The sequence below is a fragment of the Mycobacterium sp. NPDC003323 genome (assembly GCF_053589535.1).
Window position 1 is genome coordinate 53,382 of record NZ_JBSFSB010000016.1, and the last position, 25,360, is coordinate 78,741.

General features: G+C 66.8%; 26 protein-coding genes and 1 pseudogene. 14 read left to right on the forward strand and 13 right to left on the reverse strand.

The window, feature by feature from the left end; genetic code table 11:
* Position 1: 1 nt before the first annotated feature.
* Positions 2-982, forward strand: coding sequence for an FUSC family protein (locus ACWDUN_RS24985; protein ID WP_449932878.1), 981 nt, complete (start codon positions 2-4; stop codon positions 980-982).
* Here the strand turns inward: ACWDUN_RS24985 and hglS are convergent.
* Positions 966-2,360: a 2-oxoadipate dioxygenase/decarboxylase gene (gene hglS / locus ACWDUN_RS24990; RefSeq protein WP_449932880.1), complete on the reverse strand. Its 1,395-nt coding sequence runs from the start codon at positions 2,358-2,360 to the stop codon at positions 966-968. The genes ACWDUN_RS24985 and hglS overlap by 17 nt on opposite strands.
* Positions 2,361-2,445: 85 nt before the next feature.
* Between hglS and ACWDUN_RS24995 the strand changes: the two genes are divergently transcribed.
* The 3 genes and pseudogenes from ACWDUN_RS24995 (at position 2,446) to ACWDUN_RS25005 (ending at position 5,130) form a co-directional block, all read left to right on the forward strand.
* Entirely contained in the window at positions 2,446-3,672 is a 1,227-nt protein-coding gene (locus ACWDUN_RS24995) for an amidohydrolase family protein (RefSeq protein WP_449932882.1), read from the forward strand.
* Between the two features lie 112 nt (positions 3,673-3,784).
* Positions 3,785-3,886, forward strand: a pseudogene (locus ACWDUN_RS25000) (hypothetical protein); the annotation flags it as partial.
* A 23-nt stretch (positions 3,887-3,909) separates the two neighbouring features.
* The gene (locus ACWDUN_RS25005; RefSeq protein WP_449932884.1) at positions 3,910-5,130 is read left to right on the forward strand and encodes a PucR family transcriptional regulator; all 1,221 of its coding nucleotides are present in this window, start codon (positions 3,910-3,912) and stop codon (positions 5,128-5,130) included.
* Here ACWDUN_RS25005 and ACWDUN_RS25010 read toward each other — a convergent pair.
* The 3 genes from ACWDUN_RS25010 to ACWDUN_RS25020 are packed head-to-tail and all read right to left on the reverse strand — an operon-like array spanning position 5,052 to position 7,940.
* Positions 5,052-5,558: a flavin monoamine oxidase family protein gene (locus ACWDUN_RS25010; protein WP_449932886.1), complete on the reverse strand. Its 507-nt coding sequence runs from the start codon at positions 5,556-5,558 to the stop codon at positions 5,052-5,054. The genes ACWDUN_RS25005 and ACWDUN_RS25010 overlap by 79 nt on opposite strands.
* Positions 5,555-6,448, reverse strand: coding sequence for an alpha/beta fold hydrolase (locus tag ACWDUN_RS25015; protein ID WP_449932888.1), 894 nt, complete (start codon positions 6,446-6,448; stop codon positions 5,555-5,557). Before ACWDUN_RS25015 ends, ACWDUN_RS25010 begins: the two co-directional genes overlap by 4 nt.
* Positions 6,441-7,940, reverse strand: coding sequence for a flavin-containing monooxygenase (locus tag ACWDUN_RS25020; protein WP_449932890.1), 1,500 nt, complete (start codon positions 7,938-7,940; stop codon positions 6,441-6,443). Before ACWDUN_RS25020 ends, ACWDUN_RS25015 begins: the two co-directional genes overlap by 8 nt.
* A gap of 203 nt (positions 7,941-8,143) precedes the next feature.
* Here ACWDUN_RS25020 and ACWDUN_RS25025 point away from each other — a divergent pair, with 203 nt between their 5' ends.
* The gene (locus ACWDUN_RS25025) at positions 8,144-8,878 is read left to right on the forward strand and encodes a transporter (RefSeq protein ID WP_449932965.1); all 735 of its coding nucleotides are present in this window, start codon (positions 8,144-8,146) and stop codon (positions 8,876-8,878) included.
* 265 nt (positions 8,879-9,143) lie between these two features.
* Here ACWDUN_RS25025 and ACWDUN_RS25030 read toward each other — a convergent pair whose 3' ends face one another.
* A complete protein-coding gene (locus ACWDUN_RS25030; protein ID WP_449932892.1) occupies positions 9,144-9,830 on the reverse strand; it encodes an HAD family hydrolase in 687 nt (228 codons plus the stop codon).
* Between the two features lie 94 nt (positions 9,831-9,924).
* On the opposite strand from ACWDUN_RS25030, the gene ACWDUN_RS25035 reads away from it, so the two are divergent.
* The 6 genes from ACWDUN_RS25035 to ACWDUN_RS25060 all read left to right on the forward strand — a co-directional run bounded on the left by ACWDUN_RS25035 (position 9,925) and on the right by ACWDUN_RS25060 (position 16,137).
* On the forward strand, positions 9,925-10,737 hold the full coding sequence (locus ACWDUN_RS25035; protein WP_449932894.1) for an SDR family NAD(P)-dependent oxidoreductase: 813 nt from the start codon (positions 9,925-9,927) through the stop codon (positions 10,735-10,737).
* Entirely contained in the window at positions 10,724-12,349 is a 1,626-nt protein-coding gene (locus ACWDUN_RS25040) for a phytoene desaturase family protein (RefSeq protein WP_449932896.1), read from the forward strand. Before ACWDUN_RS25035 ends, ACWDUN_RS25040 begins: the two co-directional genes overlap by 14 nt.
* Positions 12,327-13,310 carry an SDR family oxidoreductase gene (locus ACWDUN_RS25045; protein WP_449932898.1) on the forward strand — a complete coding sequence of 328 codons (984 nt, stop codon included), beginning with the start codon at positions 12,327-12,329 and terminating at the stop codon, positions 13,308-13,310. Before ACWDUN_RS25040 ends, ACWDUN_RS25045 begins: the two co-directional genes overlap by 23 nt.
* Before the next feature lie 154 nt (positions 13,311-13,464).
* Positions 13,465-14,043 (forward strand): TetR-like C-terminal domain-containing protein, encoded by a 579-nt coding sequence (locus tag ACWDUN_RS25050; protein ID WP_449932899.1) that lies wholly within the window; start codon positions 13,465-13,467, stop codon positions 14,041-14,043.
* Between the two features lie 391 nt (positions 14,044-14,434).
* On the forward strand, positions 14,435-14,776 hold the full coding sequence (locus ACWDUN_RS25055) for an STAS domain-containing protein (protein WP_449932901.1): 342 nt from the start codon (positions 14,435-14,437) through the stop codon (positions 14,774-14,776).
* Between the two features lie 83 nt (positions 14,777-14,859).
* Complete coding sequence (locus ACWDUN_RS25060; RefSeq protein ID WP_449932966.1) at positions 14,860-16,137, forward strand: serine/threonine-protein kinase; 1,278 nt, start codon at positions 14,860-14,862, stop codon at positions 16,135-16,137.
* A gap of 54 nt (positions 16,138-16,191) precedes the next feature.
* Here ACWDUN_RS25060 and ACWDUN_RS25065 read toward each other — a convergent pair whose 3' ends face one another.
* A complete protein-coding gene (locus tag ACWDUN_RS25065) occupies positions 16,192-16,485 on the reverse strand; it encodes a hypothetical protein (RefSeq protein ID WP_449932903.1) in 294 nt (97 codons plus the stop codon).
* A 32-nt stretch (positions 16,486-16,517) separates the two neighbouring features.
* On the opposite strand from ACWDUN_RS25065, the gene ACWDUN_RS25070 reads away from it, so the two are divergent.
* The gene (locus ACWDUN_RS25070; protein WP_449932905.1) at positions 16,518-16,733 is read left to right on the forward strand and encodes a hypothetical protein; all 216 of its coding nucleotides are present in this window, start codon (positions 16,518-16,520) and stop codon (positions 16,731-16,733) included.
* A 283-nt stretch (positions 16,734-17,016) separates the two neighbouring features.
* A complete protein-coding gene (locus ACWDUN_RS25075; protein ID WP_449932907.1) occupies positions 17,017-17,256 on the forward strand; it encodes a hypothetical protein in 240 nt (79 codons plus the stop codon).
* A 141-nt stretch (positions 17,257-17,397) separates the two neighbouring features.
* Here the strand turns inward: ACWDUN_RS25075 and ACWDUN_RS25080 are convergent, their stop codons facing one another.
* The 4 genes from ACWDUN_RS25080 to ACWDUN_RS25095 form a co-directional block, all read right to left on the reverse strand.
* Positions 17,398-19,104: a VanW family protein gene (locus tag ACWDUN_RS25080; RefSeq protein ID WP_449932909.1), complete on the reverse strand. Its 1,707-nt coding sequence runs from the start codon at positions 19,102-19,104 to the stop codon at positions 17,398-17,400.
* Between the two features lie 109 nt (positions 19,105-19,213).
* Positions 19,214-19,957: an ABC transporter permease gene (locus ACWDUN_RS25085; protein ID WP_449932910.1), complete on the reverse strand. Its 744-nt coding sequence runs from the start codon at positions 19,955-19,957 to the stop codon at positions 19,214-19,216.
* Positions 19,954-20,667, reverse strand: coding sequence for a fluoroquinolone export ABC transporter permease subunit (locus ACWDUN_RS25090; protein WP_449932912.1), 714 nt, complete (start codon positions 20,665-20,667; stop codon positions 19,954-19,956). The genes ACWDUN_RS25085 and ACWDUN_RS25090 overlap by 4 nt, the downstream gene beginning before the upstream one ends.
* A complete protein-coding gene (locus ACWDUN_RS25095; protein ID WP_449932913.1) occupies positions 20,664-21,575 on the reverse strand; it encodes an ABC transporter ATP-binding protein in 912 nt (303 codons plus the stop codon). The genes ACWDUN_RS25090 and ACWDUN_RS25095 overlap by 4 nt, the downstream gene beginning before the upstream one ends.
* Positions 21,576-21,794: 219 nt before the next feature.
* Between ACWDUN_RS25095 and ACWDUN_RS25100 the strand changes: the two genes are divergently transcribed.
* Positions 21,795-22,193: a GbsR/MarR family transcriptional regulator gene (locus ACWDUN_RS25100; protein WP_449932967.1), complete on the forward strand. Its 399-nt coding sequence runs from the start codon at positions 21,795-21,797 to the stop codon at positions 22,191-22,193.
* Positions 22,194-22,202: 9 nt separating this feature from the next.
* On the opposite strand, the gene ACWDUN_RS25105 is transcribed toward ACWDUN_RS25100, so the two are convergent.
* The 3 genes from ACWDUN_RS25105 to ACWDUN_RS25115 form a co-directional block, all read right to left on the reverse strand.
* Positions 22,203-23,258, reverse strand: coding sequence for a potassium channel family protein (locus ACWDUN_RS25105; RefSeq protein ID WP_449932914.1), 1,056 nt, complete (start codon positions 23,256-23,258; stop codon positions 22,203-22,205).
* Between the two features lie 142 nt (positions 23,259-23,400).
* Positions 23,401-24,900, reverse strand: coding sequence for an FAD-dependent monooxygenase (locus ACWDUN_RS25110; RefSeq protein ID WP_449932915.1), 1,500 nt, complete (start codon positions 24,898-24,900; stop codon positions 23,401-23,403).
* A gap of 107 nt (positions 24,901-25,007) precedes the next feature.
* Positions 25,008-25,352 carry a hypothetical protein gene (locus ACWDUN_RS25115; protein ID WP_449932917.1) on the reverse strand — a complete coding sequence of 115 codons (345 nt, stop codon included), beginning with the start codon at positions 25,350-25,352 and terminating at the stop codon, positions 25,008-25,010.
* Positions 25,353-25,360: the final 8 nt, after the last annotated feature.

Genomic DNA, 25,360 nt, shown 5'->3' on the forward strand with positions numbered 1-25,360 from the left:
GGTGCCCACTGCTCGTCAGCTGTTCCGCGCGACCGGGTCCCCGGCCTGGGGTATGTCACTGGCGCTGGCCGTGGCGCTCGGCGCGGTCTTCGTCGTATGCGATGCTCTCGGGCGCTCGGCGGCGGGCGCCGCGATCGCGCTGGGAGTGGTGCTCACTGCGGTGCCCGGGATTCCGGATTCCGTCGACGAGGCCGCCAGGGTGATCGGTGTGCGAACCGTGGCCATCGGTCTGGGCACGCTGACGGTGCTCGCCTGCGACGGGCACGAGGTGCTGCTGGGCGTCGCCACGGTGCTCGCCGCGATGCTCGGGGCGGTGATCCCGCGACTCGGCCCGACCGCCGCGCTGACGGTGGTGCTGGTGGCCATGCACATGCAGCGCGCCGGCGATCCACCCGCCGTGCTGTATCTGAGTGGATCGGCGGTCGTCTGCGTCGCCGCCGCGGTGCCGTTGGCGATCTCGGCGCTACGTCGGAGCGCCGATGTGGTGCCGTCGTCGAAGTCCCGGCCCGGCCCGGCATGGGAGCATGTCGCGGGCATGGGTGCCGCGGTGGCAGTCGCCGCTGCGGCGGCCGCGCTGGTACCCGAGGACGTGGTGGGCGCGCACTGGTTGATCACCGGTGTGGTGCTGTCGATCCAGGCCGACACCGCCGCGACCGGCATCCGGCTGGCGCAACGGTTATCAGGGAATCTCGTCGGTGCCGTGCTGGCGGCGGTCATCCTGGCCGCGACGCCGGCGGCACCGGTCGTCATCGCGATCGTCGTCGTGCTGTTCTGGTTGGCGATGGCGCTTCGCCCGGTCAACTACACCTGGTGGGCGGTCACCGGTCCGCCGGTGCTGTTGCTCACCAGTGAGTACCCGGCGATCTTTCCCTGGTACGAGGGCGGTGTGAGGCTGGCAATGAACATCGCCGGTGCGCTCATCGTGGTCGTGGTGGTGTTCGGAATTCCGCGGTGTCGGCGGCTGCTCAGGCCGGCGCGATGACGGTGAATCCCAGCTGCCTGGACGCCTCGTCGAGCGAGCGTTGCCGTTGCGCGGCATAGAGGTCGTTGGGGTCGGCGACCGTCACACCCAGGATCTCGCTCATCCAGTCGATGCTGCGTGCACTGCCGGCGACCGAGGTGTCCTTGCGACCCTCCGAGGAAAGGTTGGACTGGAAGATGCCGGCGGCCGAGCGCGGCAGGAAGTCCTCGTAGACGATCGGCTGCGGTATCAGCCATCCTGCCTCGACAAGGCTGCGCAGATCGTGCTCGACGGATCCGGTGCGCTCGGACTCTGGGGCGACGATGAACGTGCAGTACGCCAAATCCTGCAGGGCGAGTTCGCGATAGGAGGCGGGCAAATGCTCGCGCCAGACGTCTGCGGCGATGTCCTGGCGGGCGGCGCCGGGCTGAGCGCCGCAACGGGTATCGACCTCGGCGACCATCGTGTCGTAGAGGTCGCGGCCGGCCGGCGTCAGCGCGACCCCGCGCGCCTCGACCTCGCCGAACCGGACCCGCAGTGCGTCGGTGCGCACGGTGCCGTCGTCGTCGCGGAAACGACGGGGCTCGGCGAGCGCCTTGAACGAGGTCTGGCGCAGCAGGACATCCGGGCCGTTCCAGCGCGGCGGTCCCTGGATCGCGTCGATCATGGTGATGCCGCGCGACGCCATGCGGCGGTAGAGTTCGTCGATGTCGAGCACCCGTGGGGTGAGATGGTTGATGTGGGTGCTGCTGACCCCGCCGATATCGGCAGCCACCGAGGAGATGGCGTCCAGTTCCCGATACCACGACCACTGCACCGGCTCGTCGGACAATTCGAACGCCGCCGTTGCCAGTGCGATGAAGCGGTCGGCTTCCGAGCGGGGCAGGCAGCCGTCGGACTGCGCCCGTGCACCCAGGGCGACGAGTTCATCGGTGAAAAGGACGCGGCTGTCCAGGAATTCGGCGAGTCGGTCGGTGATCTCGGGGGAGAAAAAGCGACGGTCGTCGATCACGAGCATCGAGGTGAAGACCCGGAACGGGTTGCGTGCCAGCTCATCCGGATCGATCGGCCGGAAGGCGGTGGATACCACCGGAACGGCGCTGGAGGCCGCCTCTCGCAGATCGTAGAAGCCGACCGGGTGCATGCCGAATCCGCCGAAGATCGTGGCGACCTGGCGCATCTCCGTGCGCGTGCCGACCCGGATCGCGCCGTGGCGCTCATCGGCCACTCTGCTTGCCGTGCCCAGTGTTTCGGCATCGGCGCCGTCGCGGATCAGCACGTCGCGGTTGACCTCGGCGGCGACCTCGACGAGATCACGGTAGGCCGGTACCTCGGTGCCGTACATCTGGGACAGCGAGCGGGCGAACTCGGCGCGCAATTCCCACGAGCTGACGGACATGAGACGTCCTCCTTGAGGTTTCGGCGGCAAGATCGACGCAACGGCTGTATCGTATACTGGATCCAATCGATAGAAAAGTGGAAACATGTCAACGCTCGTCGTGAAAGACATCGGCCTGCTCGTATCGGGCGACCGCACTCAAGATCCGCTGCGCGACACCAGTCTGGTGGTCGAGGACGGCGTCATCACCGGTATCGGTACCGAACACCCGAATCCCGATCGGATCCTCTCGGCCGGGGGGCTCACCGTGATACCGGGCCTGGTGGACGGCCACATCCACCCGACGTTCGGGGAATGGACGCCCGCGCAGAATGCCGTGGGGTGGTTCCACAACTATCTGCACGGCGGGTCGACATCGATGGTGTCGGCCGGCGAATTACACATTCCCGGACTCGATTTCACCGCGTTGACACCGGAACTGGTGCTCAGCATCGCCATCACGTCCAAGCACACCACGGGCCGGATGCGCCCCTCGGGGATCAAGGTCAACGCCGGCACGGTGCTGTTGGTCCCGGGTATGACCGAGGAACACTTCGACCGTGCCCAACGTGAGGGTATCGACCAGCTGAAGTTCATCTTCTACGACTGGAATCGGTTGGGCGACGGTGAGGCCCAGCAGTACATGACCTGGGCTCACGAGCGGGGCATGACCGTCAAGATGCACTCGGGTGGTGTGTCGCGGTCGGGTTCCAGTCGGGTCGCCGGCCGCGATGTGGTGATGGCCGTGCGGCCCGACATCATCGGCCACATCTCGGGCGGCCCCATCCCGGCGCCGGATGCCGACATCGTCGCGATCATCGACGAACTGCCGGAGGCCAAGGTGGAGGTGTGCAGCTCGATGAACTACCGGGCCACCAAACTCGTTGTCGACGAGCTCATCTCCCGCGATCAGATCGACCGGCTGACCCTGGGTACCGACACACCCGGAGGCACCGGGGTCATCCCGCGCGGCATGCTGCGCAACCTCTGCTTCCTGTCCTCGGTGTGCGGTCTGGACCCGGCGACCGCGGTGGCCGCGGGCACCGGCCAGACCGCCGCCGCGCACGGCCTCGACACCGGTGTCCTTGCCGTCGGCCGGCCTGCCGATTTCGTGGTGCTGGGACCGATCACCGGATCCACTGCCCGCGATGGCCTGGAATGCTTCGCCCTCGGCGACCTTCCAGGGATTGCCTCGGTGGTGGTCGACGGAGTTGCGCTCGTCGAGACCCGCAGTGAACAGACGCCGCCCCCGTCGCGTCAGGTGGCCTGGCACGGTCAGCTGCCCGCCGCACCGGTGGAGGCAGTCACAACACCGCGCAGCGGATGCTGCTGATGAAAACTGAAACCGGGCTACAAGGCATCGGCGGAGCAGTTCGCGCCGCGTGAACTCGTCGATTCGGCCGTGGCGGCCGAGGCGCGCGGTATGGACCGTGCCACGGTGGCCGAACCACCTGGTGTTCCACGCCCCGGGCCATGACCGGCGCCGGTTCCTGGAGTTGTTCAAGCGGGACCCGGAACCGCGTCTGCGCAAGCTCGGCCTGAGCTGACAGCGCGGCGTTACAGTGCGACGGTGGACCCATCCTGGCCGCCGCCGAGCCACCGCACCGCAACATTGATGCGCGCCGTCGCCGAGCGCGTCCTGGCCTCGACGGAGGCCGCGGTGGACGAGGTGACGGCCGCTGCCCATCAAGGCGCCGAATACCGTGTCCTGCTGCAGGATCCGCAGCTGGCGGCGGCCGACCGACACATGAACAAGGCGTATCTGCTGCACTGGCTGTCGGCAACGCTGCAACATCCCGGTGTGCGCGTCGGTCCCTGCCTCGACACCGGGGTCCTCCAGTTCGCCCGCGACCTGGTGCGCCGCGGGCTGGACATGCACGACCTCGGCTCGTGGCGGGGTGCTCAGCACGGCGCGTGGGCGTTGTGGGTGGAGGGATGCTTCGCGGCGACGGCCGACCTGGATGAGCTGCGGGATCTGATGAAGGTCTCCGAGCGGTCGATAACGACCTTCATCGACGATTCCATCGCCGCCCTCGATGAGTACGTCGAACAGGAACGCGCCGACCTCGCCCGCGGCGCCAGCGCCGAGCGCCACACCACCGTGCAACTCCTGCTCGAGGGCGCCCCGATCGCTCGGGCCCGAGCCGAATCGCGGCTCGGCTACGCGCTGACGGGCAGTCACGTCGCTGCGATCGTCTGGAGCGACTCCGACGACGAGGCCGCCGGCCTCGACTCGGCCGCGGAAGCCGCGATGCGACTGTGTGGTGCGCAGCGCCGGCTCACCCTGAACGCCAGTGCCACCGCGCTGTGGGTGTGGATTCCGGCCGACACGGTCCCATCAGCCGACGCGGTGCAAGAAACACTCGCCGACCACCGGGGAATCCACGTGGCGTTCGGGCGTCCCGGGCGCGATCTCGAGGGGTTTCGCCGCAGTCATCTGGATGCCGCGGCCGCGCAACGGAGGCTGGCGCGGGTGGGATCGACGCACCGTGTCGTGCGGTATGAAGACGTGGCCCTGGTCGCGGTGCTCACCGCCGACATGGCGCAGGCCGATCAATTCGTGGCCGATACCCTCGGCGATCTGGCCACCGCGGACGCGGTCCTGCGGGACACGGTCCTGACGTACGGCCGTGAGCGGTTCAACGGCTCTGCCGCCGCGGAAAGACTGTTCACACACCGCAATACCGTCGAACGGCGGCTGGCCCGTGCAGATCAGCTGCTCCCGATGCCGCTCGCGGATAACGCCGCGAGCGTGGTGGCCGCGCTCATGCTCGTGCAGCTTCGCGACTGATCCGCGCACCGCGATCCTCGACGCGCCCGAGGGCCAGCACTTCGGCCGCCGCGCGCTCTGCGGCGCAATTGCAGTTGGGCGAAGTCGGCGAGAACCGGCGGGCTCAGCGGCGGGATGGTGCCGTCGTATCGCTTGGACGTGCCGTTGCGGTGGTAGAGCGACTGGCCGTCGACGAAAGTCTTGAAGGTGTCGAGCCCCAGTTCGTCGAGTAGGGCGAGCACCCGATCCTGCCCCGGACCGACCCACTGGCCACCGCCCTCGGTGATGACGCCGTCGGCGACGTCGAGATTCACGGTGCGGCCGCCGACCCGGTCACCGGCTTCGATGACCACGACCGATCTCCCGGCCTCGGTGAGCCGGCGCGCCGCGGTCAGTCCGGAGACTCCGGCGCCGATGATGGCGACGTCGACGGTGCGGATGGCATTCATACGAGAGCCCTTTCGAGGTGGCCGACGATGTGGTCGGTGATGCGGGGCGCGAGGGAGTCCGACAGGTGGTGGCCCATACCTGCGATGACGATGTGCTGTGCGTGCGCAATGGCGGCCGCGGTGGCCGCACCGCCCGACGGCGCCACGATGCGGTCACGGTCGCCGTGGATCACCAAGGCCGGTGCGGTGATGGTGGTCAGTTCGGCCGTCCGGTCACCGGAGGCCTGGATGGCTTGGATCTGTCGGGCGATCCCTGCGGCGCCGTCGCCCGCGGTGCGGTTCCAGGTTTCGACGGCGTGCGCGGCTTCCTCGATCTCGTCGACGGGATGGCCGGTGCCGGCCAGGTGTGCCGTCATCCGCAGGTGGGATCGGACCGCCTGCACACGGTTGCGCGGCGGCGGGCTCACCAGCAGGGTCTTCGTCCAAGCGGTCGGCTGGCCGACCTTCGGGCTCCCGGTGGTCGAGTAGAGCGAGGTCAGCGTCGCCGCAACGGCGGGATGTCGGGCCGCGACGGTCTGCGCGATCATGCCGCCCATGGATCTGCCCACCAGGTGCGTCGGTCCGACACCGAGGTGTTCGATCAGGTGCGCGGCGTCGGTGGCCATATCGGCCAGCGTGTACGCGTCCTTGCGGGGCCGGGCCAGCAGCTGCCGCAGCGTGCCGGGCGGTGCGGTGGTGGCGAAGCTGGAGCGGCCGCAATCCCGGTTGTCCATCCGGATCACGAAATACCCGGCGGTGCACAGCGCGGAGATGAAGCGCGCCGGCCACGCGGTCAGGTCCTCTCCGAGACCGGCGATCAGCAGGACCGGAGGCGATTCCTCGCGTCCGTCGAGCCGGTAGCAGATCCGCGTGCCATTCGGCAGCGTGACGAAGCGGTCGGTCTCAGGCACCGATCACCTCACGGGTCGGTGCGTCGGCGCGAGAGGTGAAGCGCAGCGCATCGTCGAGCAGGAGCCCGCGCAGTTGCTTGGCGTCCTGGGGATAAGACATCGACATCTGCCACCGGCCGGTGCCCTGCTTCGGGGTGACGTCGCGGGCCCGCTGGGCATAGCCAGAACTGAGGTCCATGATCGGCCGGGTCGGCATCGCGGGATCTGCCTCGACGCGCACACCGTCATAGCCGTGGGTGTCCATGTGTGCCATCAGGGTGCAGATATAGCGGCACAGGATGCCGATCTTCAGCGTCCACGACGATGTGGTGTAGCCGATCGCGATGGCGAGGTTCGGAATTCCCGACAGCAGGGTGCCGCGGTAGGTCACGGAGTCGGCGACGTTCACCGGCGCACCGTCGATCACGATGTCGATACCGCCCAGGATGCGGACATTCAGGCCGGTGGCCGTGACGATCAGGTCGGCCTCGAGAAGCCGCCCCGAGTCGAGCTCGATCCCGGTCTCGGTGAACCGGGCGATCCGGTCGGTGACGATCGAGGCGTCACCGGAGCTGATCGCGTCGAAGAAGTCGCCGTCGGGTGACAGACACAGGCGCTGGTCCCAGGGGGCATACGGCGGGTTGAAGTGGGTGTCCACGTCGTACCCCGCGGGCAGCGACCTCGCATTGATCCGTCGGATCAACGCACGACCCACGCGGGGGAAGGTGCGCAGAAACTTCACCACGCCGCGATCGATCCAGATGTTGTTGAACCGCGTCATCGCGTAACCACGGCGCTGCCCGAACAGCCGGGTGAGCAGCAGCGCCAGGGAATCGACACTCGGCCAAGGCATCACATACGTAGGAGTGCGCTGCAGCATCGTCACGTGAGCCGCGGCCCCGTCGTGATTCAGCATCGACGGGATCAGCGTGACGGCGGTCGCGCCGCTGCCGATCACCACGACCTTCTTGCCCGCGTAGTCGTAGCCCTGCGGCCAGTGCTGCGGATGGATGATGTCGCCGGCGAAGTCCTCGCGACCCTCGAAATGCGGCGTGTAGCCCTCGTCGTAGCGGTAGTAGCCCGTCCCGGCGAAGATCCAGTTGGCCGTGACACGCCTGTGGCCGTCGGCGGTCCGCACCTCGATGGTCCACCGGGCGTCGGCGCTGGACCACTCGGACCGCTGCACGCAGTGCCCGAGGCGGATCAGCCCGCCGAGGTCATTCTCCTGCACGGTTTCTCGGAGATAGTCGAGGATCTTGGGCGCTTCGGCGATGGCGGCGCGATCCTTCCAGGGTTTGAACTCGTAGCCGAAGGTGTGCAGATCGGAATCGGACCGGATGCCGGGGTACCGGAACAGGTCCCAGGTGCCGCCGATGTTCTCGCGTCCCTCGAACACCACGACGCGCTTGCCGGGGAATGCCTCGGTGAAATAGCGCGCGGCGCCGATGCCGGAGATTCCGGCACCGATGACGACGATGTCGAATTCTTCGGGTTGCGAGTTCGATGCGTTCACGGGCGGCCTTTCGGTACGTCTGCGGGACTGGCTTCACAGTCCCAACCGAAAGCGCAGCTTCGCCACGCCGTCGTGCCCACTTCCGTCCAGTCGCGTGGTGCACAGTGCACTACCGCGCTGCGAGGTGGTGCACCATGACGCACTTCTTGCGAAGCATGGTGCAACCCGTCATAGCGCGCCGATCCGTTGCCGCACGACTGTGGATGCCGTACGAGATCACGGTCACCATCGACAAGGAGGCGCGGGTGCGCGACCTACTCTTCGCCGCGGCGGACATCTGGATGATCACCATCGGATTCGTCTACGGCGTGCGATTCATCCGGCGCCATCACAACTATCTGATCGGTCTGGAATGGATCATCATGGCCGTATCCGGATCGAATTTCCTGCTCTACGGACTGCTCAAGGCCGGCCAGGATTCACCGATGTACCGCGTCGCGTTCTTCCTCGACGCGTTCTCGCGCTCCATCGGGTTCACCCTGATCCTGGTGTTGGGCTTGTTGGTCCTCACCCACGGCTACCGGCCCTCGACCCGGGCCGAGGTGGGGGTCTTCGCTTTGGCCGCGGTGCTCGGCTTCATCCTGTCTGAATTCGCCGAGCAGATCGGGACGCCGGGCAAGGTGTTCTTCCTGCTCACCGCGCTGGCCACCTCCGCGTTCCTCGGTTATTTCGCCTGGCGGCTGTGGTGGGTCGGGGAGCGCGCGCACGCAGCGTGGATGGGTATCGCGACGGCGCTCAACGTCGTGGTCGCCTCGATCTACGACTTCTGGCGAATCCCCGGCGACGACGCCAATTACACCCTGTTCTACAGTCTTGCCCTGTTCGCCTGGGGCTTGGCGATGCTGGTCATCTACCGGGCGTACGACGCCTTCGCCATGCACACCGCGCGCGCCGGCCAAGCGCCGAAGTTTGTCGGTGCGCACCAGCCGAGGGGTTGACGGGGTGCACCCTCGCGCCCTCGGTAAGGGGTGCACTCAACTGAGGTCAGGTCCGACCGTCGTCAGCAGGGGCCGTGGGGAGGTTCGATCTGGCCGAGGTCACCGCTGAGTTCCGGCGACCCTACCTGTGTTCAGTCTGGTCGGGCGGATGTCCACTGGGCTGAACCCTGGTAGGCCACGCGGCGGTTTCTGCCTACGTGGCTTCAGTTCGGTCGGCGGGTTGTGCACTGGACTGAACTCAGGTAGATCCAAACATCGAGCGGGGTCAACCCTTGTCGAGCAGGCGCTGTATGGGACTCTCGCCGAGCTTCGCGCCGAGTTCTTGCGCGTCGTCGAACACGACAGCCGCGCCGGCCGACTCGAGCTCGCCGCGCGAGACACCACCGCTGAGAACGCCGATGCACGTGACGCCGGCGGCCGCGCTGGCCTTGGCGTCCCACACCGCGTCACCGACGAACACGGCGCGCGCGGCCTCGACTTCGGCTCGTGCCAGCGCAATTTCGACGATATCGGGCTCGGGCTTGGCGGTCTCGACGTCCTTCGACGACGTAACCGTGGAAACCAGATCGTCGCGGTCGAGCACGGCACGCAGGATGGCCAGTTCGTCCTCGGGTGCCGAGGTGGCCAGGACGGCCTGCAGCCCCAACGCGTCGATACGGGCCAGAATTTCCCGGCCGCCCGGCAGCGGGGTCAACAGCGGCGCGGTCTCCGTGTAGTACCGCTTGTGCAGATCCTTGAGCCGGGCTCTGGTGTCCTCGTCCGCATCCGCGGCCAACGTTTCCAGCAGCTTCCCGCCGTCCATGCCGATGGACCGGTGGATCCGCCAGGTCTGCACCGGCACGTTCAGCTCTCGGAACGCACGGTGCCACGCGTGGACGTGCAGATAGTTCGAATCGACCAACGTGCCGTCGACATCGAACAGCACGGCCGGTGGACGCTGGGTTTCAGGCACGCAGGAAGGCATGCCCGCTCGGCACGCCTCCAAAACTGGGACGGCCCCACCGCCGATCCGGTTTGACCTTCGGCGCTGCGGGTAGCTCGAAAGGGTGACTCAAGGACAGCTGGCGGTGGTGACGGGCGCGTCCAGCGGCATCGGCGCGGAACTGGCCGCGCTGTTCGCCGCGGACGGCTATGACCTGATCGTGGTTGCCGACGAGCCTGAGATCGAAGCTGCTGCAACTCATTTGGCACGTTCGGGAGTTGCGGTCACGCCGGTGCAGGTGGATCTGCGGGCGGCCGACGCCGTGCCGCAGATCTATGCCACCATCACCGACGACGGTCGGGTGCCCGCCGCGGTGGCCCTCAACGCGGGCATGAGCCGCGCCGGTCCCTTCATCGACGGGGATCTGGCGGCGGACCTGGGCATCATCGACCTCAACGTCCGGTCCACCGTCCACCTGGCGAAGCTGATCCTGCGCGACATGGCCGCCCAGGGCAGCGGCAAGGTGCTGTTCACGTCATCGCTGGTGGCGATGATGCCCGGCTCGCACCAGGCGATGTACAACGCGTCGAAATCGTTCATCCAGTCGTTCGCCGAGGCGTTGCACGACGAACTACGCGACACCGGCGTGTCGGTGACGGCGCTGATGCCCGGACCCACCGACACTGAACTCTTCCGCCGCGCCGGCATGGTGGACACCCTGCTGGGGCGGATGCCGTTCAAGGATGATCCCGCCAAGACCGCGAAGCAAGGCTACGACGCCATGATGCGCGGTGATCAGAAGGTCGTCGCGTCCTCACCGGCCAGCAAGTTGACCGGCGCGATGTTCAGTGTGCTGCCGGACTCGGTGAAGGCGGTGGCCAACCGAATGATCATGATGCCGTGGGGAGATCGACGAGGTGCCGATGTCGATGTCTAGCGCCGATGCGGTCGTGATCGGGGCCGGCCACAACGGATTGGTGGCCGCCGCGCTGCTGGCCGACGCGGGCTGGGATGTGCTGGTGCTCGAAGCCCAGGCCGAGCCCGGCGGCGCCGTCAAGAGCGCCGAGCTGATCCCCGGCTACGTCAGCGACCTCTACAGCGCGTTCTACCCGCTGTCGGTGGCTTCACCGGCGCTGCGTGAGCTCCGGCTCGAGGAGCACGGGCTGCGGTGGGCGCACGCACCCGCCGTGGTGGGCCACACCCGCGACGCCGCCGACGATGACGCCGCCGTCATCTACCGTGACATCAACCGCACGGCAACGGAATTGGATCGCCGTCACGCGGGCGACGGGCAACGCTGGGGTGAGTTGTTCGAACAGTGGCAGCGCATCAAGGATCCATTGCTGGACACGCTGTTCGCGCCGTTCCCACCGGCGCGCGGACCCGCCGGTCTGGTCCGCCGACTGGGTACTGCCGAGGCGCTGCGTCTGCTGCATCTGCTGCTGTTGCCGGCCGGGGTGATGGCCGAGCACCTGTTCGGCGGTGAGGCCGCGCGCCTGCTGCTACTGGGTAACGCCATGCATGCCGACGTTCCCATCGATGCCCCCGCCAGCGGCGTCATGGGATTTCTGTTGACCATGATGGCTCAGGACGGCGGATTCCCCGTTCCGGTCGGCGGGGCCGGTGAATTGGCCGCGGCGATGGTGCGTCGCGCCGAATCCTCCGGCGCCCGGGTCGAGTGCAGTCGGCCGGTCACCGCGATCGAGGTCAGCGGTGACCGGGCGACCGCCGTCCGCACGGCCGACGGCGACACCATCAGATGCCGACGCGCGGTCATCGCCGATACGTCCGCACCGCAGCTGTATCAACGTCTGCTGCCGCGGTATTCGTTGCCCACCGCACTGCGGCGGGGGTTGGACCGCTTCATCTGGGACACCCCCGTGCTCAAGGTCAACTATGCGCTCGACGCCCCGATACCGTGGCGCTCGACGAACCTGGGCGAGGCCGGCACCGTGCATCTCGGTGCCGACCACGACGGACTCATCCGCTGGATGGCCGATCTGAACACCCGGACGCTGCCGCAACACCCGTTCATGCTGTTCGGGCAGATGTCGACCGCCGATCCGACCCGGTCGGCGCCGGGCACCGAAAGCGCCTGGGCCTATACCCATCTGCCGCGGGGACTGGCCGATGACCAGTCCGCCGAGCGGCTGGCCGAGCACGTCGACCGCGTGCTGGAGGAGCATGCACCGGGATTCACCGGCCATGTCGTCGGCAAGACCGTACAACGCCCCTCGGATCTGGAGCGTAGCGATGCCAACCTGTACACCGGCGCTGTCAACGGCGGCACCTCCCAACTGTTCCAACAGCTGATCTTCCGCCCGGCGCCAGGCCTCGGTCGTGCCGAAACACCCTTGCAGAACGTGTTTCTCGGCAGCGCCGGCGCGTCGCCGGGTGGCGGTGTCCACGGTGTGTGCGGACGCAATGCCGCACGCGCCGCGCTGGCGGCCGACGGTGCCCGCGGCTGGCCACGTCGTCAGATCAACCGCGCCGTCTCGCGCCTGCTGCTGCACGAAAGGAATCGTCATGTCCAGCCGAAAGAGTGGTGACCCGTTGCGGGTCGTCATCACGGGCGCATCCAGCGGGATCGGGCAGGCCACCGCCGAACTCTTCGCACGCCGGGGCGCGCATGTGATGGTGGCGGCGCGCAACCTGCAAGCGCTGGAGGACGTCGCGGCGCGCTGCCGGCAGGTCGGGGGCGCTGCCACCGCCGTGCGGGCCGACGTCACCGACATCGCCGACGTGCGCGCGTTGGCCGACCGCGCGCTGACCGAACTGGGCGGCGTCGACGTGTGGGTCAGCAATGTCGGTGTCGGCGCCATCGGGCGCTATCCGGAGACGCCGATGCAGGCCCATGAACAAGTGATCCGCAGCAACCTGCTCGGGCACATGAACGACGCGCACGCGGTGCTGCCGATCTTCCTGCGCCAGGGTGCCGGGACGTTCGTCAACATGATCTCGCTGGGCGCCTTTGCTGCGGCGCCGTTCGCGGCTGCCTATAGCGCAAGCAAATTCGGTCTGCGCGGCTTCTCCGAGGCGCTGCGGGGTGAGCTGGCCGAGCACCGGCACATCCACATCTGCGACATCTACCCGGGGTTCGTCGACACCCCGGGGATCCGGCACGGAGCCAACTACGTCGGACGCCGGATGTCGGCGCCACCGCCGGTCCTCGACGCCCGGCGCGTCGCGGCCGCGATCGTGCGGGTGGCCGACAAGCCCAAGCCCACCACGTCGGTCGGCGCGATGGCGGTCGCCACACGGGTGCTGCACGCGGTGAGTCCGACACTGACCGCGCGCGCCATGGCTCGCTTCATGAACACCTACTTCAACCGGGCCGAGCAGGTCCCCACCAGCGACGGCAACCTCTTCGATCCCTCGCCCGACGCCGGCGTCATCGACGGCGGCCTGCGTTCACCCCGGCAGCGGACCGCGGCGGGCATCATCACGGCATCGGCAGCTGCCGCCGCGACGTTGATGGTCAGGCAGCGGCGGGCAGCCAAGACCCACTGAGGTGCGCCCCACCCGACGGATGCCCGGAGTGTTCGTCTTCTGGCTATGTCGGCCTCTGGCGCGAAGTGCGTGATCGCACGATAGTGGAGTGCGGATCGAGTCGCACTGCCATGGGAGCTGCGCGACCATACTGCGTCGAAAGGCTCTGTAAACGGTGACTGCACGGGACAGCTGCGAGGCCGCGGCACCTCTGGAACGCGACCGGGTGCTCGCGGGTGTGCTCGACGAGCTGGCCCGATGGGGGATCGACCGTTTCGACACGGCGGCCATGGTCGACCGGCACGGGTGGAACCTGGCGGCTGTCACCGAGGTCTGGCCGCATCCCGACCAACTGATTCTCGAGGCGCTGACCACGCGCCCCGATGACCAGCCTGACGCTCCGGACACCGGATCGCTTCTCGACGATCTGTACGTCCTGGCCACCTCGATGGTCGCTCTGGTCTCCGATGAGCACAGCCGTAAATTGCACGGTGCCCACCTCATCGAAGATCCGGAGATAGCGAACATCAACATCCGGCGGGCAGCATGGCGAGCGCGCGCCGATCGCATGCGCGCGATCTTCGATCGGGCGTCCGACCGTGGCGAACTGAGAAGCGGTGTCGATTACGACGTGACGCTGCAGCTCATCTTCGCCCCCATCAACATGCGCATCCTGTACACGGGGGAGCCGGTCGACGACGACTTCTGCCGCACGCTGGCGACCATGGTGTGCCGGGCGGTCGCCGCCGTATAACCGTCTGACCAGGCGAGGTCAGGGTCCCGGTGTGCGTAGGCAGCGCCGATTTTGGATGTTTCCAAGATCGTTACCGGAACCCTGACCCGCACTGAGTGAGGACGTCGAGGCTGAGCTCGACACCTCGATTCGAGTATGCCCCTTCAGTCCGCTTGAGCAAACATTTTCGCCCGAGCGAGCAAACATCGACCATCGTCCTGCCAGCCCGCACGGGCGCGCGGCAAGGACTGCCAGCGACCTGTGCAGGTTTCAACCGATGCGCCGAAGGACATATATGCCTGTGTCAAATTGGACACATACGGGGGCGCGACGATGAACGCTCCGGCGACGAAGCGGTCGACTGGTGTCGGATAGCCCCGGTCGGGCGAGAGCGTCCCGGCCGCGATTCACCGTGTCGACAGAGGTCGAGGCGGGCTACACCGTCCTCGCGCTCAGCGGCGTCATCGATATGGCCTCCGCACCTGAAATCGCCGATCACGTCGGTGCCGCGCTGCGCGATCGGCCTGCGTTGCTCATCTTCGACCTCAGCGCCGTGACGTTTCTGGCCACCACCGGGATGAGCATCCTGATGGAGGCACACCGGCGTTGCAACGAACTGTCGTCGGCTTGTCGTGTGGTGGCGCACGGTTCGGTCACCCTGCGACCGATGCAATTGTTGGGCATCGATGACGAACTGCGGTTGTACGACTCGGTCGACCGAGCCATCGCCGGTGACGCCCGCGCAGAGCAGTAGCGGCTCCTCGGCATACGAAACGATGCGTGCGCCGGCGTATCGCCGCCGGTTTACGCCGTACAGGTACGGGCTACGTTAGTTCCATGTCTAGCCACGAGATGCTCGTGGGCCGCTACGAGTTGCGCGGTGTCCTCGGATGCGGCGGCATGGCCGAGGTGCGCGACGCCTGGGATACGCGTCTCAACCGCGCCGTAGCCATCAAGACGCTGCATCCGGCCATGGTCACGCAGCCCGACATCCGTCGACGTTTCGAGGACGAAGCGCGCGCAGCAGCCGCGCTGAGTCATCCCAATATCGTCGGCGTGCACGACTGTGACGATCTGGACGGTACGCCGTTCATCGTCATGGAGCGCCTGCCCGGCGACACCCTGCACGACCTCATTGCTCGGGGGCCAATCCCATCGCCGCGCGTGCGGGAGATACTCGCCGACGTTCTGGGAGCGCTGACCGTCGCCCACCGCGCCGGAATCCTGCACCGCGACATCAAGCCCGGCAACGTATTGGTGGCCGCCGACGGCACCACCATGAAGGTCGCGGACTTCGGCATTGCCAAGACCGCGGGATCCGCACACACCATGACCGGGCAGATCATCGGAACGATGGCGTATATGAGTCCCGAGCGTATTGCCGGATCGGCTGCATCGGTGGCCGATGACGTCTACGCCGTCGGCGTCATCGCCTACGAAGCGGTCACCGGACTGCTCGCATTTCCGCAGGACAATCCGGCGGCCATGGCATACGCCATCATGCAGGCCGGGCCGCCGTCGGTTCGTCACATGCGGCCCGATGTCGACCCGGCACTTGCCGACATCATCGATCGCGCCATGGCTCGCGATCCCCGCCGACGCTTCACCTCCGCAGCGCAGATGCACGCCGCGCTGCGCGGCGACCAGACCGCGATGGGGCCACCGGTGGTGTTGCCCGCTCCACCGCGGCCTGCGACCAAGATTCTGGATACGCCGGTGCCGGCCGGAGCATCCGGCACGTTCGTCTCACCCGATGCATCGTTCTACGTGCCGGCCAAGAAACGCCGTCCGGCGATCAGCCGCAACAAGAAGTTCCTCGCCGCCTCCGGGGTATTCGTGGCGCTGCTCGTCACCGTTCTGGCTTTCGCCACCGACCGGTCCTCGACAACACAGGTCACCGAACCGGTGAGCACCAGTACGCAGGTTTCCGCACCGGTGAGCGCACCGCCGCCGCCCCCGCCACCTCCCGTCGCCACCCCGGTTGTCCAAGAACCCGATCCACCGGAGGTCGAGGACAAAAAGGACGAGAAGAAGGGCGACGAGAAGAAAGGGGAAGTAGGCCGTGGCAACGGCAACGGAGGCCAAAACGGCAACGGCAACAAGAAGCGTGGATAGTTCGACGACCTGACACTGCTGACGGCTTGCCGGCCATCATGACGTGGGCTCCATCTATCTCGCCGCCGCACGGCGGTCCCGCACGCGCTGCGCGGCCGCCCGGATGTAGTCGTCGCGCTCAGGATTGGCGCGGGCATTGGGCGAGTCAGGTCCATGGCGGCGGGCCTTGTCACGCAGCCGCTGTTCCACGGTCATGATGACCCCCGCGGGGCCCGCGGTGTTGTCGGCCACAGTGATCGCATCCGACAGTGGATCCTCGATGAATCGGTAGTCGGCCAGGTGTTCTTCCAATCCCTGCACCCGGGCCAGGAATCGGCTGCCGGAGTGGTGGGCGACCAACGTACACACCGACTCCGGCCACCCCTCCCGGCAGAGGAACGATGCGCATCGAGTGGATGAAATCCGCTGTCTCGCAGAGATTTCGCATAGCCGAGGTCGTGCAACCACGCCGCAGACACCAGAATGCCCACTGTCTCGGCGGCCACGGTATCGACCAGCGCGTGAGCCTGGACGGCGACCGCTTCGCTGTGTGCGAACCGTTCGGGCATGTCGGCGAGTACATGGGCGGCAAGTGCGCGGGCATTGTCTGCACGTGACACCGACATCGCGTCTCCTCGTTCGTCGCGAATACGAATCACGCCGACTGCGAGCGGCATTCGCGCATGGTGCCACCCACGGTAGGGCCGCCGTTGCAGATTGCATGGTGCGGAAAGAGTCATGCGAAACGCGCCGAAGCAGTGGAGACGTCAAACGAAGAGTTGGTCAGTTGACGGAATGTCTTTGACAAATCGGGGAATGGTGAATTGATGCGTTCGCGACGTCGGGATGTGGCGGCGCGGTGCCGGAGTGGACCCAGCAGGTGACGGGACGATCGAAGTCATGGCCGAGAATGTGGCGGTATCGCGGGCCAGGCTTCTGCTCGCGGCGCTCGACGAACAGGTCGCCGTCACGTCGCGCGAGCTCGAAGCCATCGATGACCGCGACGCCGGCGCGGGAGCGCTAGGACGGCCACCGGACTCGCGGGTCCGTGCATTGCGCCGTGACCGGTACGAGGCCCACCGCTTGATCGACGGCATCTATTGCCGCTTTCCGGAACTGCGGCAATCGACCCGGTCGTAGGCCAGCTCGCCGGGATACCTCCTTGACGTAGTTCACTGTCGGGCCCCATCGCCTGGGGTCACCGCCATCCCACAGCCGTCCCGCTGCTTCTGAGCGTCCGCAACCGCGCCTACGCCCGCCGGTATCGGGCCTGAGGGTGGATCACCCTCCGCAGATCACCCGCGGAATCGGATCGTAGATGACGGTGCGCGACTCGGTGCGCGTGTCGCCGGTGCCGACCTCTTCCAGCGTGCGGGTGTCGGTGATGGTGAAACCCGGTGCGCCACTGCTGGCGCTGCAGGCTTCCCCGGTCGGGATGGTGATCGTCGACGGACTCGTCGGTCGGCTGCGCGGACTCTGCGACGAGGTCACCTCGTATCGTTTGATGCCGACCAGCCGGACGGTGATGGAACTGCTCGTCCACTCGGTCTGTATCTGCACCGACGTCGGACCGTCGTTACGGAACTTGACGTCCAACACGTCGCCGAACACGGTGGCTTCGCGCCCGGCCGGGTAGCGGCTGATGTAGTAGCTGTGCTCGTGGTGCTCGACATCCACCATGCCGGCGAAGTAGGCGGCATTGAACAGTGTGGTCGCCAGCTGCGACACACCGCCGCCGACACCGCGTGCGGGACGGCCGTTCTGGATGATGCCCGCCTCGACGTAGCCGGACGCCGCGTTGCGCGGATTGGTGGCCCCGTTGAGGCTGAACGTCTCGCCAGGACGTACCACGATGCCGTCGATCTGCTCGGCGGCGCGCCGGATGTTGCGGCCCGAGTCACCCGAGAATCCGCCCGTGGTGAATTCGCCGATCACCTCGACGGGGCCCAGCGCCTCGACATCCTCGAAGGTGAACGTGGCTTCCTCGTCGGTGTACACCGCATCGATCTCACGGTCGTCGGTCCGACCCAGGACATCGAGCAGGCCGTCCAGTGTGGCGTCGTAGTCCACCCGTCGGCCGTCCTGTGCGGGCACCTTGACCGGCGGCTCGGCGGCGAAGTCGATGTCGGCATCACGCTTGGGGATCTCCGAGGCGGCGAGTTGCGGGCGCAGCGCGTCGACGATCTGAGTCTCGTCCAGCGCCGGCTCCAGCCCCTCTTGTGTGGGGCGGAAACTGAGTGCCGCCGCGATGACATCCTCGGTGAGCACGCCGCGAACATCTGGACCGCTGACGGTGACCGGTCCGGATACCGCCGGCGTGGCGATCTCGTCGAGGGCGTCGGCGACATCGGCGGCAGTGGTGCGCGGCGACAACTCCTGCAGCGGAAGTGCCACGGCCGCACCGCTGGCCCAATTGCGGGTGAACACATCGACGGCGGCCGGCACGTCGAGGCGCCGTCCGGACCGCGGGTCCGAGGCCTCGGGCTTGCCGTCGACGAAGACGATGGAGCCCTCGACGGGTTCCTCGGCGATTGCCGACCCGAGCTCGTCGAGCGTCGTCTCAAGCGCCTGTTCATCCACCGTGGTGACGAGCTCTATCGGCGTCTTCACGAAGAAGGAGGTGATCCGGGCGATCGGATCGATCGGTTGGCCGCCGGCGCGCGCGACCGTGGCGTCGAGGTCTGCGGTCAGGCCGACCGCGCGCGGGTCCACGGTGGCCTCGACGGTGCCGAGGGTCACGGCAACCGGTTGAGACTGTCGCGGGGTGATCACCTCGCGCAGCCGCTGCTGCGCCTCACTCGGGGTCAGACCGCCGAGTGGTACACCCGCGGCGGTGACACCCCGGGGCACCTTGGACGAGGTGACCATCAGGTCGACGGCGTACAGCGAGGCCAACGCCACCAGCGGAAGACCGAACATCAGCAGCCGACGGCGCAGCCGGTCCCCGGAGGATCGGGGACGGCTGTGCTGCGCCTCGGACATCGACATACCAACTCCAGCGTGCCAGGCCGATATTCCCGACAGGAAAACACCATGGTGGGGCGCGGTGAAGAACGACGCCAGCCTGGTGACGACCGGTGACCTCCGACGCCCGGCGCTAGGTCTTCCTCGACGCGAACCAGCGGTAGAGCGGCCACGCGATCGCGCAGTTGTAGGCGGCCCCGGCAAGGATGTAGGGCCACCACTGGCCGTGCTCGGTTGCCACCCAGAACGCCTTCGCTGCCCAGTAGGGAGGCAGCAGACCGAAGGCCAGGTCCCACGACGAATCGATGAACCACGGCAGGCACGGTAGGCCCGCAATCAGCATGCCCAACGCCCGCACCATCGCGATGCCCTGAATCTTGTTGCCGGCCAGGCTCACGATCAGCAGCAGCGTGACCACGGCCGACAACCCGGCGACACACCCCACGGGAATCAAGACAGGAATGAGGGCGGTGTCCAATATTCCGCTGAAGGACAACGTGGCAACGACGTAGGTCGTGGTGACCAGCATGACCGTGGCGGCGCGATATCCCAGAAACACCGACAGCGGCAGCGGCGTGACCCGCAACGCGGTCAGGGTACCGGCGTCGACCTCGTCGAGAACCAAGAGTCCTGCCAGGGCGGCGGCGATGATGACGCTGGTCAGCAGCAGGAAAGCGGTGAGTACCAGCGGGTAGTACGGCACGAGGTCGAATCCGTAGCGCTCGGCCAAGAAGTCGGTGGCTCTCGGAGTGAGAAGAGCGACGGCCGTCGTCCAGATGATCGGGGCGGCGATCAGCATGACCAGCAGCGGATCTCGATAAGTTCCTCGTATATCGTTGCGGCCCAGTGCGATCAGCGCACTCCGCAGAGCAGTCACAGCGCACCCGACCGTTCGACGACGAAGCGATTGAACATCGCCTTTGCGGCCCAGCACAATCCGGCCACGCACAGCAGCGGGTAGACCACCGCGTAGAGGATCTGTCCGTACCCCAGCGTCACCTGATCGAAGGCGGCGCCGAACAGCAGCATCGGGCCGTAAGTGGGTATCACCGACAACACCGGATGGGGCCACAGGCCGGAGTAGGCGACCACCGGCGGAACCAGCATGACGGTCAACGGAATGGTCGCGGCCAGGAACCAGTCGGTGACCGAGGCGAACGGCAGCGACGAGATGAAGCCGATGAGCAGCATCAGCAACGTTCCCAGGATCACGCCGGTCAGTAACGGAAGTAGGTGATAGGACCTCCCTTCGGCGACGGTGGTCACCGTGAGGGCGACCGATGCTGAGATCGATACCAGGACGATCAACTTGGCGCCGAGGTATTCCCAGAAGCGCAGCGGCGTGGAGATGATGGCGGCAAGTGTGCGTTCCTGTTTCTCGAAGAACACGGCGCCACCGATGAAGAAGAACCCGATGATCGCAATATCGCCGACGAGCACGTACGGTTCGGCGATCGGACGTAGGTGCTCGGGCATGGGCAGCAGCACCGCCAGCCAGATGAGGCCGGAGAAAATTCCGGCGTGCAGGAACTTCTGCCTTGCCTGAACGGTCAGTTCCAGGCGAAGTGACGTGAGTAGCCGACTCATCCCAGTTGCCTACCGGTGACTTCCACGAAGATGTCGTTCAGACTGGCTTCCGTACTGTGGATGGTTTCGACATGCTGGGTCCGCAGCAACGTATGGAAGTCAGCGTTCTCGGCCAAGCCATCGATGGCGAATTCCGTTGTCTGCATCGGCCCGTCACCGCTGCGCGATCCGACGCGCACCGTCCGCCGACTGCGGGCGATCTTCAATTCGGCCGGTGAGTCGAGGGCGACGATGCTGCCGTCGACGATGAAGGCCACCCGGTCACACAGTTCGTCTGCGGTCGACATGTCGTGCGTGGTGAGAAAGATGGTGCGGCCCTCAGCTTTCAAGGACAAGACGATGTCCTTGACCTTTCTGGCGTTGACGGGGTCGAGTCCGGACGTCGGTTCATCGAGGAACAACAATTCGGGATTGTTGATCAGAGATCGCGCGAAGGTGAGCCGCATCTGCATTCCCTTGGAGTATCTGCCGACTCGGATGTCGGCTGCGTCGACGAGGTCGACCGCCTCCATCAACCGCATGGGATCGGCGGTCGGCCCGTCATACAGTGAGGCGAAGAAGCGCAGGTTCTCCAGGCCGGTGAGTTTGTGATAGTGATTGGGCAGTTCGAACGAGACTCCGACCCGCTGGTAGTAATCCGAACCCCACTCCACGGGGTCGCGGCCCCATACCGTGGCTTGCCCGCCGTGCCCGCGTAGCAGTCCGATGAGGATCTTCTGGGTGGTGGACTTACCGGCGCCACTGGGTCCCAGGAATCCGAAGATCTCACCGCGTTGCACGGTGAAACTCATCCCGCGGATGGCTGGTTCGGTGGCTTTGGGGTAGGTGAACGTCAGGCCGGCGACGCTGATCACATCACCGGTTTCTGGGGGCGGTGGTGCCAGACTGCTCAATGGACTGATGGTCATGGGCTTTACGGCCACCTCTCTGGTCGGGCGCGGCACACCGCGCGACGGTTACACCATCTCCGACCAGACTTCCCGGAACACCGCCGATGACTATACTGAGATTTCAGAAATTTGTGAAGATCGATCTGGATGAGAGGATTCGCGGTGTCAGCGGAGTCGGATCTGCAGCACGAGGCCGAAAAGCTCGCGGTGGTGCTCAGCGCCAATGGGTTGCAGCGGATGACGGCGCGGGTCCTGGCCACGCTGCTGTTCACCGAGCAGGCCACCATGACGATGAGCGAACTCGCCGACAAGCTGCAGGCCAGCGCCGGTGCGATCTCCGGGTCGCTGAAGATGCTGACATCGGTGGGCTTGGTCGAACGGGCGGCCGCGCCGGGCAGTCGCCGCGACCATTACCGCTTGCGTGACGACGCGTGGGCCATCTTGTTCACCGGGAAGAACGACACCATCGCCGCGATGCAGGCCGCGGCGGAGGCCGGAATCGCCGTATCTTCCGGGCAAGGTCTGGCCTACGAGCGCCTGGCCCAGATGCGCGACTTCTACGCTTTTCTGATGACCGAACTGCCCCTGGTGCTGGACCGGTGGCGGCAGCGATCCGGTCAGACCGACAGGGGATAGCGGCGCGAATCAATCGCCGTCGCCGGCGCTGCGTATACAGAGCAAGCGGTCACCGGCGTGCAGTATGTCGGCCTCGGGTGCGTCCACGTGGATGAGCCGGCCGGCGTGCACCACCCCGACCACGGTGTCTTCCAGGTCTGCCGGCGACCGGCCGACCTCGTCGGACGCGATGTCACGCTCCGCGATTGCCAACCCGATGTGCGGTGTGAGCAGATCCTCGATCATATCCACGACCCGAGGTGTCCGGATGGCGACTCCGAGCAGTCGGCCCGCGGTCTCAGAGGACACGACGGTGGAGTTGGCACCTGATTGCTTGAGCAGGCGCTGATTCTCGGATTCACGCGCGCTGACAATGATTTTCGCCTCCGGCGCGACCTGACGCGCGGTCAATGTCACCACGACTGCACTGGCATCGTTGTCGGTGGCAACGATGATTGCCCTGGCGCGCCGGGCATTGGCCAAACGCAGGACATCGGCGTCGGCAGCGTCGCCTCGCACGGTGACCAGTGCGGCGCCCTTGGCGCGTTCGAGTGCGGCACCGTCCTGGTCGACGATGACAATGCCGGACGGCGGAACGCCGTCACCGATCATCGCCGCCACCGCGGCCCGTCCCTTGGTGCCGTATCCGATGACAATGATGTGGTCGCGCACGCGGCTTCGCCATCGTTGGATCTTCAGTACCTGACGCGACTGAGCGGTCAGCGTCTCCACTGTCGTGCCGATGAGGATGATCAGGAACACCACACGCAGGGGAGTCACTGCAACGACATTGATGAATCTGGCGGCGGGGGTGGCTGGGACGATATCGCCATAACCGGTGGTGGACAGCGACACCGTCGCGTAATAGATGCAATCGAGCAGGGATACCGCGCCGTCACTGGCATCGGTGTAGCCGTCGCGATCCAGATAGACGATGCCGACCACGGCGGCGAGTGCGCTGAGCGCATACGCCATCCGTCGCATGATGCGCCGGCCGGGGCTGATGAACGACTGCGGTATGGCGACGATATCGACCAGGGCAGCGGTGGACTGCGTTGGATCGTTTCGAGCGCCGCGTGCCACCATCACCGCACCTCGTTGTCGCAGGACAAAGACCTGCCGACCAGACTTCCCGGCGCACCGGGGTCGACCGTATCAGCAGGCTGTCCGGGGCGCTACAGCGACAGGCTGCAGCACAGGCGCGTCATCGATGTCTGCGCCCCGTGTATCACCGGGTGCTACCGGCGGTGAAAGCTGAGGTGGCCCAGGCGGTGAGCCCGGCCGTATCGAGCGGGTCGCCGCGCCAGGCCACATGCCCGTCAGGGCGGATCAACATCATCTGCGGCCCGTCGTGGGTGAGTACGCCGATGTGGTTGCCGAACAGTCGGGTGACCGCGGCGGTGTCCACCAAGGCCTGCATCGGTAACAGCATGGCCCACCGGCCGCCCAGCTCCCGATACAACCGGGTGGGTGTGCCGTCCGGCCGTCGGCATGCCAGATCGGCGGTCCGGTCACCGGGGCGCGGTTTGGGTCCGCGGCCGCCGAGCGGTCCCTTGCGATAACTGACCCACAGTTGCGATGCGGTGTAGGTCGTCCAGCGCTGCACCGGACCGCGGCTGAAGATGTACGGGGCGACCCGGTCGCGCAGCAGCCGGCCGAGGGGATTGCCGGCGATGTTGATGCGCGTCACGGCGCTCGTGCCGCGCAGGACGCCGGTGGCCAGCGGACGTCGTTCGGCTTCGTAGGTGTCGATGAGAGCGTCTTGCGCGAGCCCGTGGATGACGAGCGCGAGTTTGAAGGCGAGGTTCTCGGCATCCCCGATCCCCGTCAGCATGCCTTGTCCACCGAAGGGCGCGTGTGCGTGGGCGGCATCACCGGCGATCAGCACGCGGCCGCGCCGGTAGGTGTCTGCCAGCCTGCGATGCACGGTGAAAACCGACAACCACTCGGGTTCTCCGATGGACACGCGTCGACCGGTCCGTTCGGGGATGATGTCGCGCAGCCGCGCCATGATCGCCTCGTCGCTGGGCGCACGGTCGAAGTCCGGGTCATACGCGAAAAGCCGCCACAGGTCGCCCCGGCCGGCATCGTCGGGCATCGGCATGGCGCCGAAGATCCCGCTCGGGTGCACCCAACCCGATGTGCCGTCGCGATCCACGTCCCAGTCCAGGTGCAGATCGGCCAGCAGGAATCGCTCGGTCAGTTTGACTCCGGGAAAGTCGATTCCGACGGAATCGCGTGTGCGACTCGATGTGCCATCACAGCCGACCAGCCACCGACTTCGGATGACGCCGCCATCGTCGAGGCGCGCCACCACCATGTCGTCGTCCTGCTGTATGTCCGCCAGGCGCCGGCCCCACTGCGGGGTGGTGCCCAATTCGCAGAGACGGTTCCGCAGCGCCGCTTCGACCTTGGCCTGCGAGATCACCATCGGTGGGGCCGCGGTACCCAGCCCTGGGTCGCCGAATTCCACGGTCATCAGCGGACGGTCGCCCAGATAGTTGGTGATCCGCATGGCACGCAACGACTGCTCGGGCAGCGAGCCCAGCGCGCCCAGCCGATCCAGCACCTCCGAGCCGCGCGCATGAAGGAAGTTCGCTCGCGATGTCGTCGCCGGCCCGACTGCGCGGTCGATCACCTGCACCGCGACGCCGTGCATACGCAGGCCGCAGGCCAAGGCCAGCCCCGTGGGGCCCGCGCCCACCACAGTGACATCGGTGTCGACCATCCGACAATCATCGCGGGAACGGCGGCGCAGTTCGGTGAAAACGCGACATTAACGCGTTGGTTCGCGTCTGCGGTGGCCGAACAGGAGGTGGCGCGGAGGCCGATCGCTCACCTGAACGATGTCATCAGCAGCACGAGATCGACAGCCAGCAGCAGCCACGCCACGATCGGCACCACGATGCCGCGGGGTCGCTTGGCCGTGAAGAACGACAGGGCGACCGCGGCGACGGCCACCACCGGCGGCCCGTACAGCAAGACGGTGAACAATCCTTCTGACGGAGCCTCGCAGGCGGTGGTCGTGCAGGCCGCGGTCCCCATGACCTTGCCGTAGGCCAGGATGACCAGGGCAGCGGCGCCGAGGATGGTGGCGAGTGCCAGCGCCCAATTCAGTACGACCTTCGGCCGCCCGCCGCGGGTCTCGTGGCCGTGGACGTCATTGCTTTGCACCGACATGTGTCATG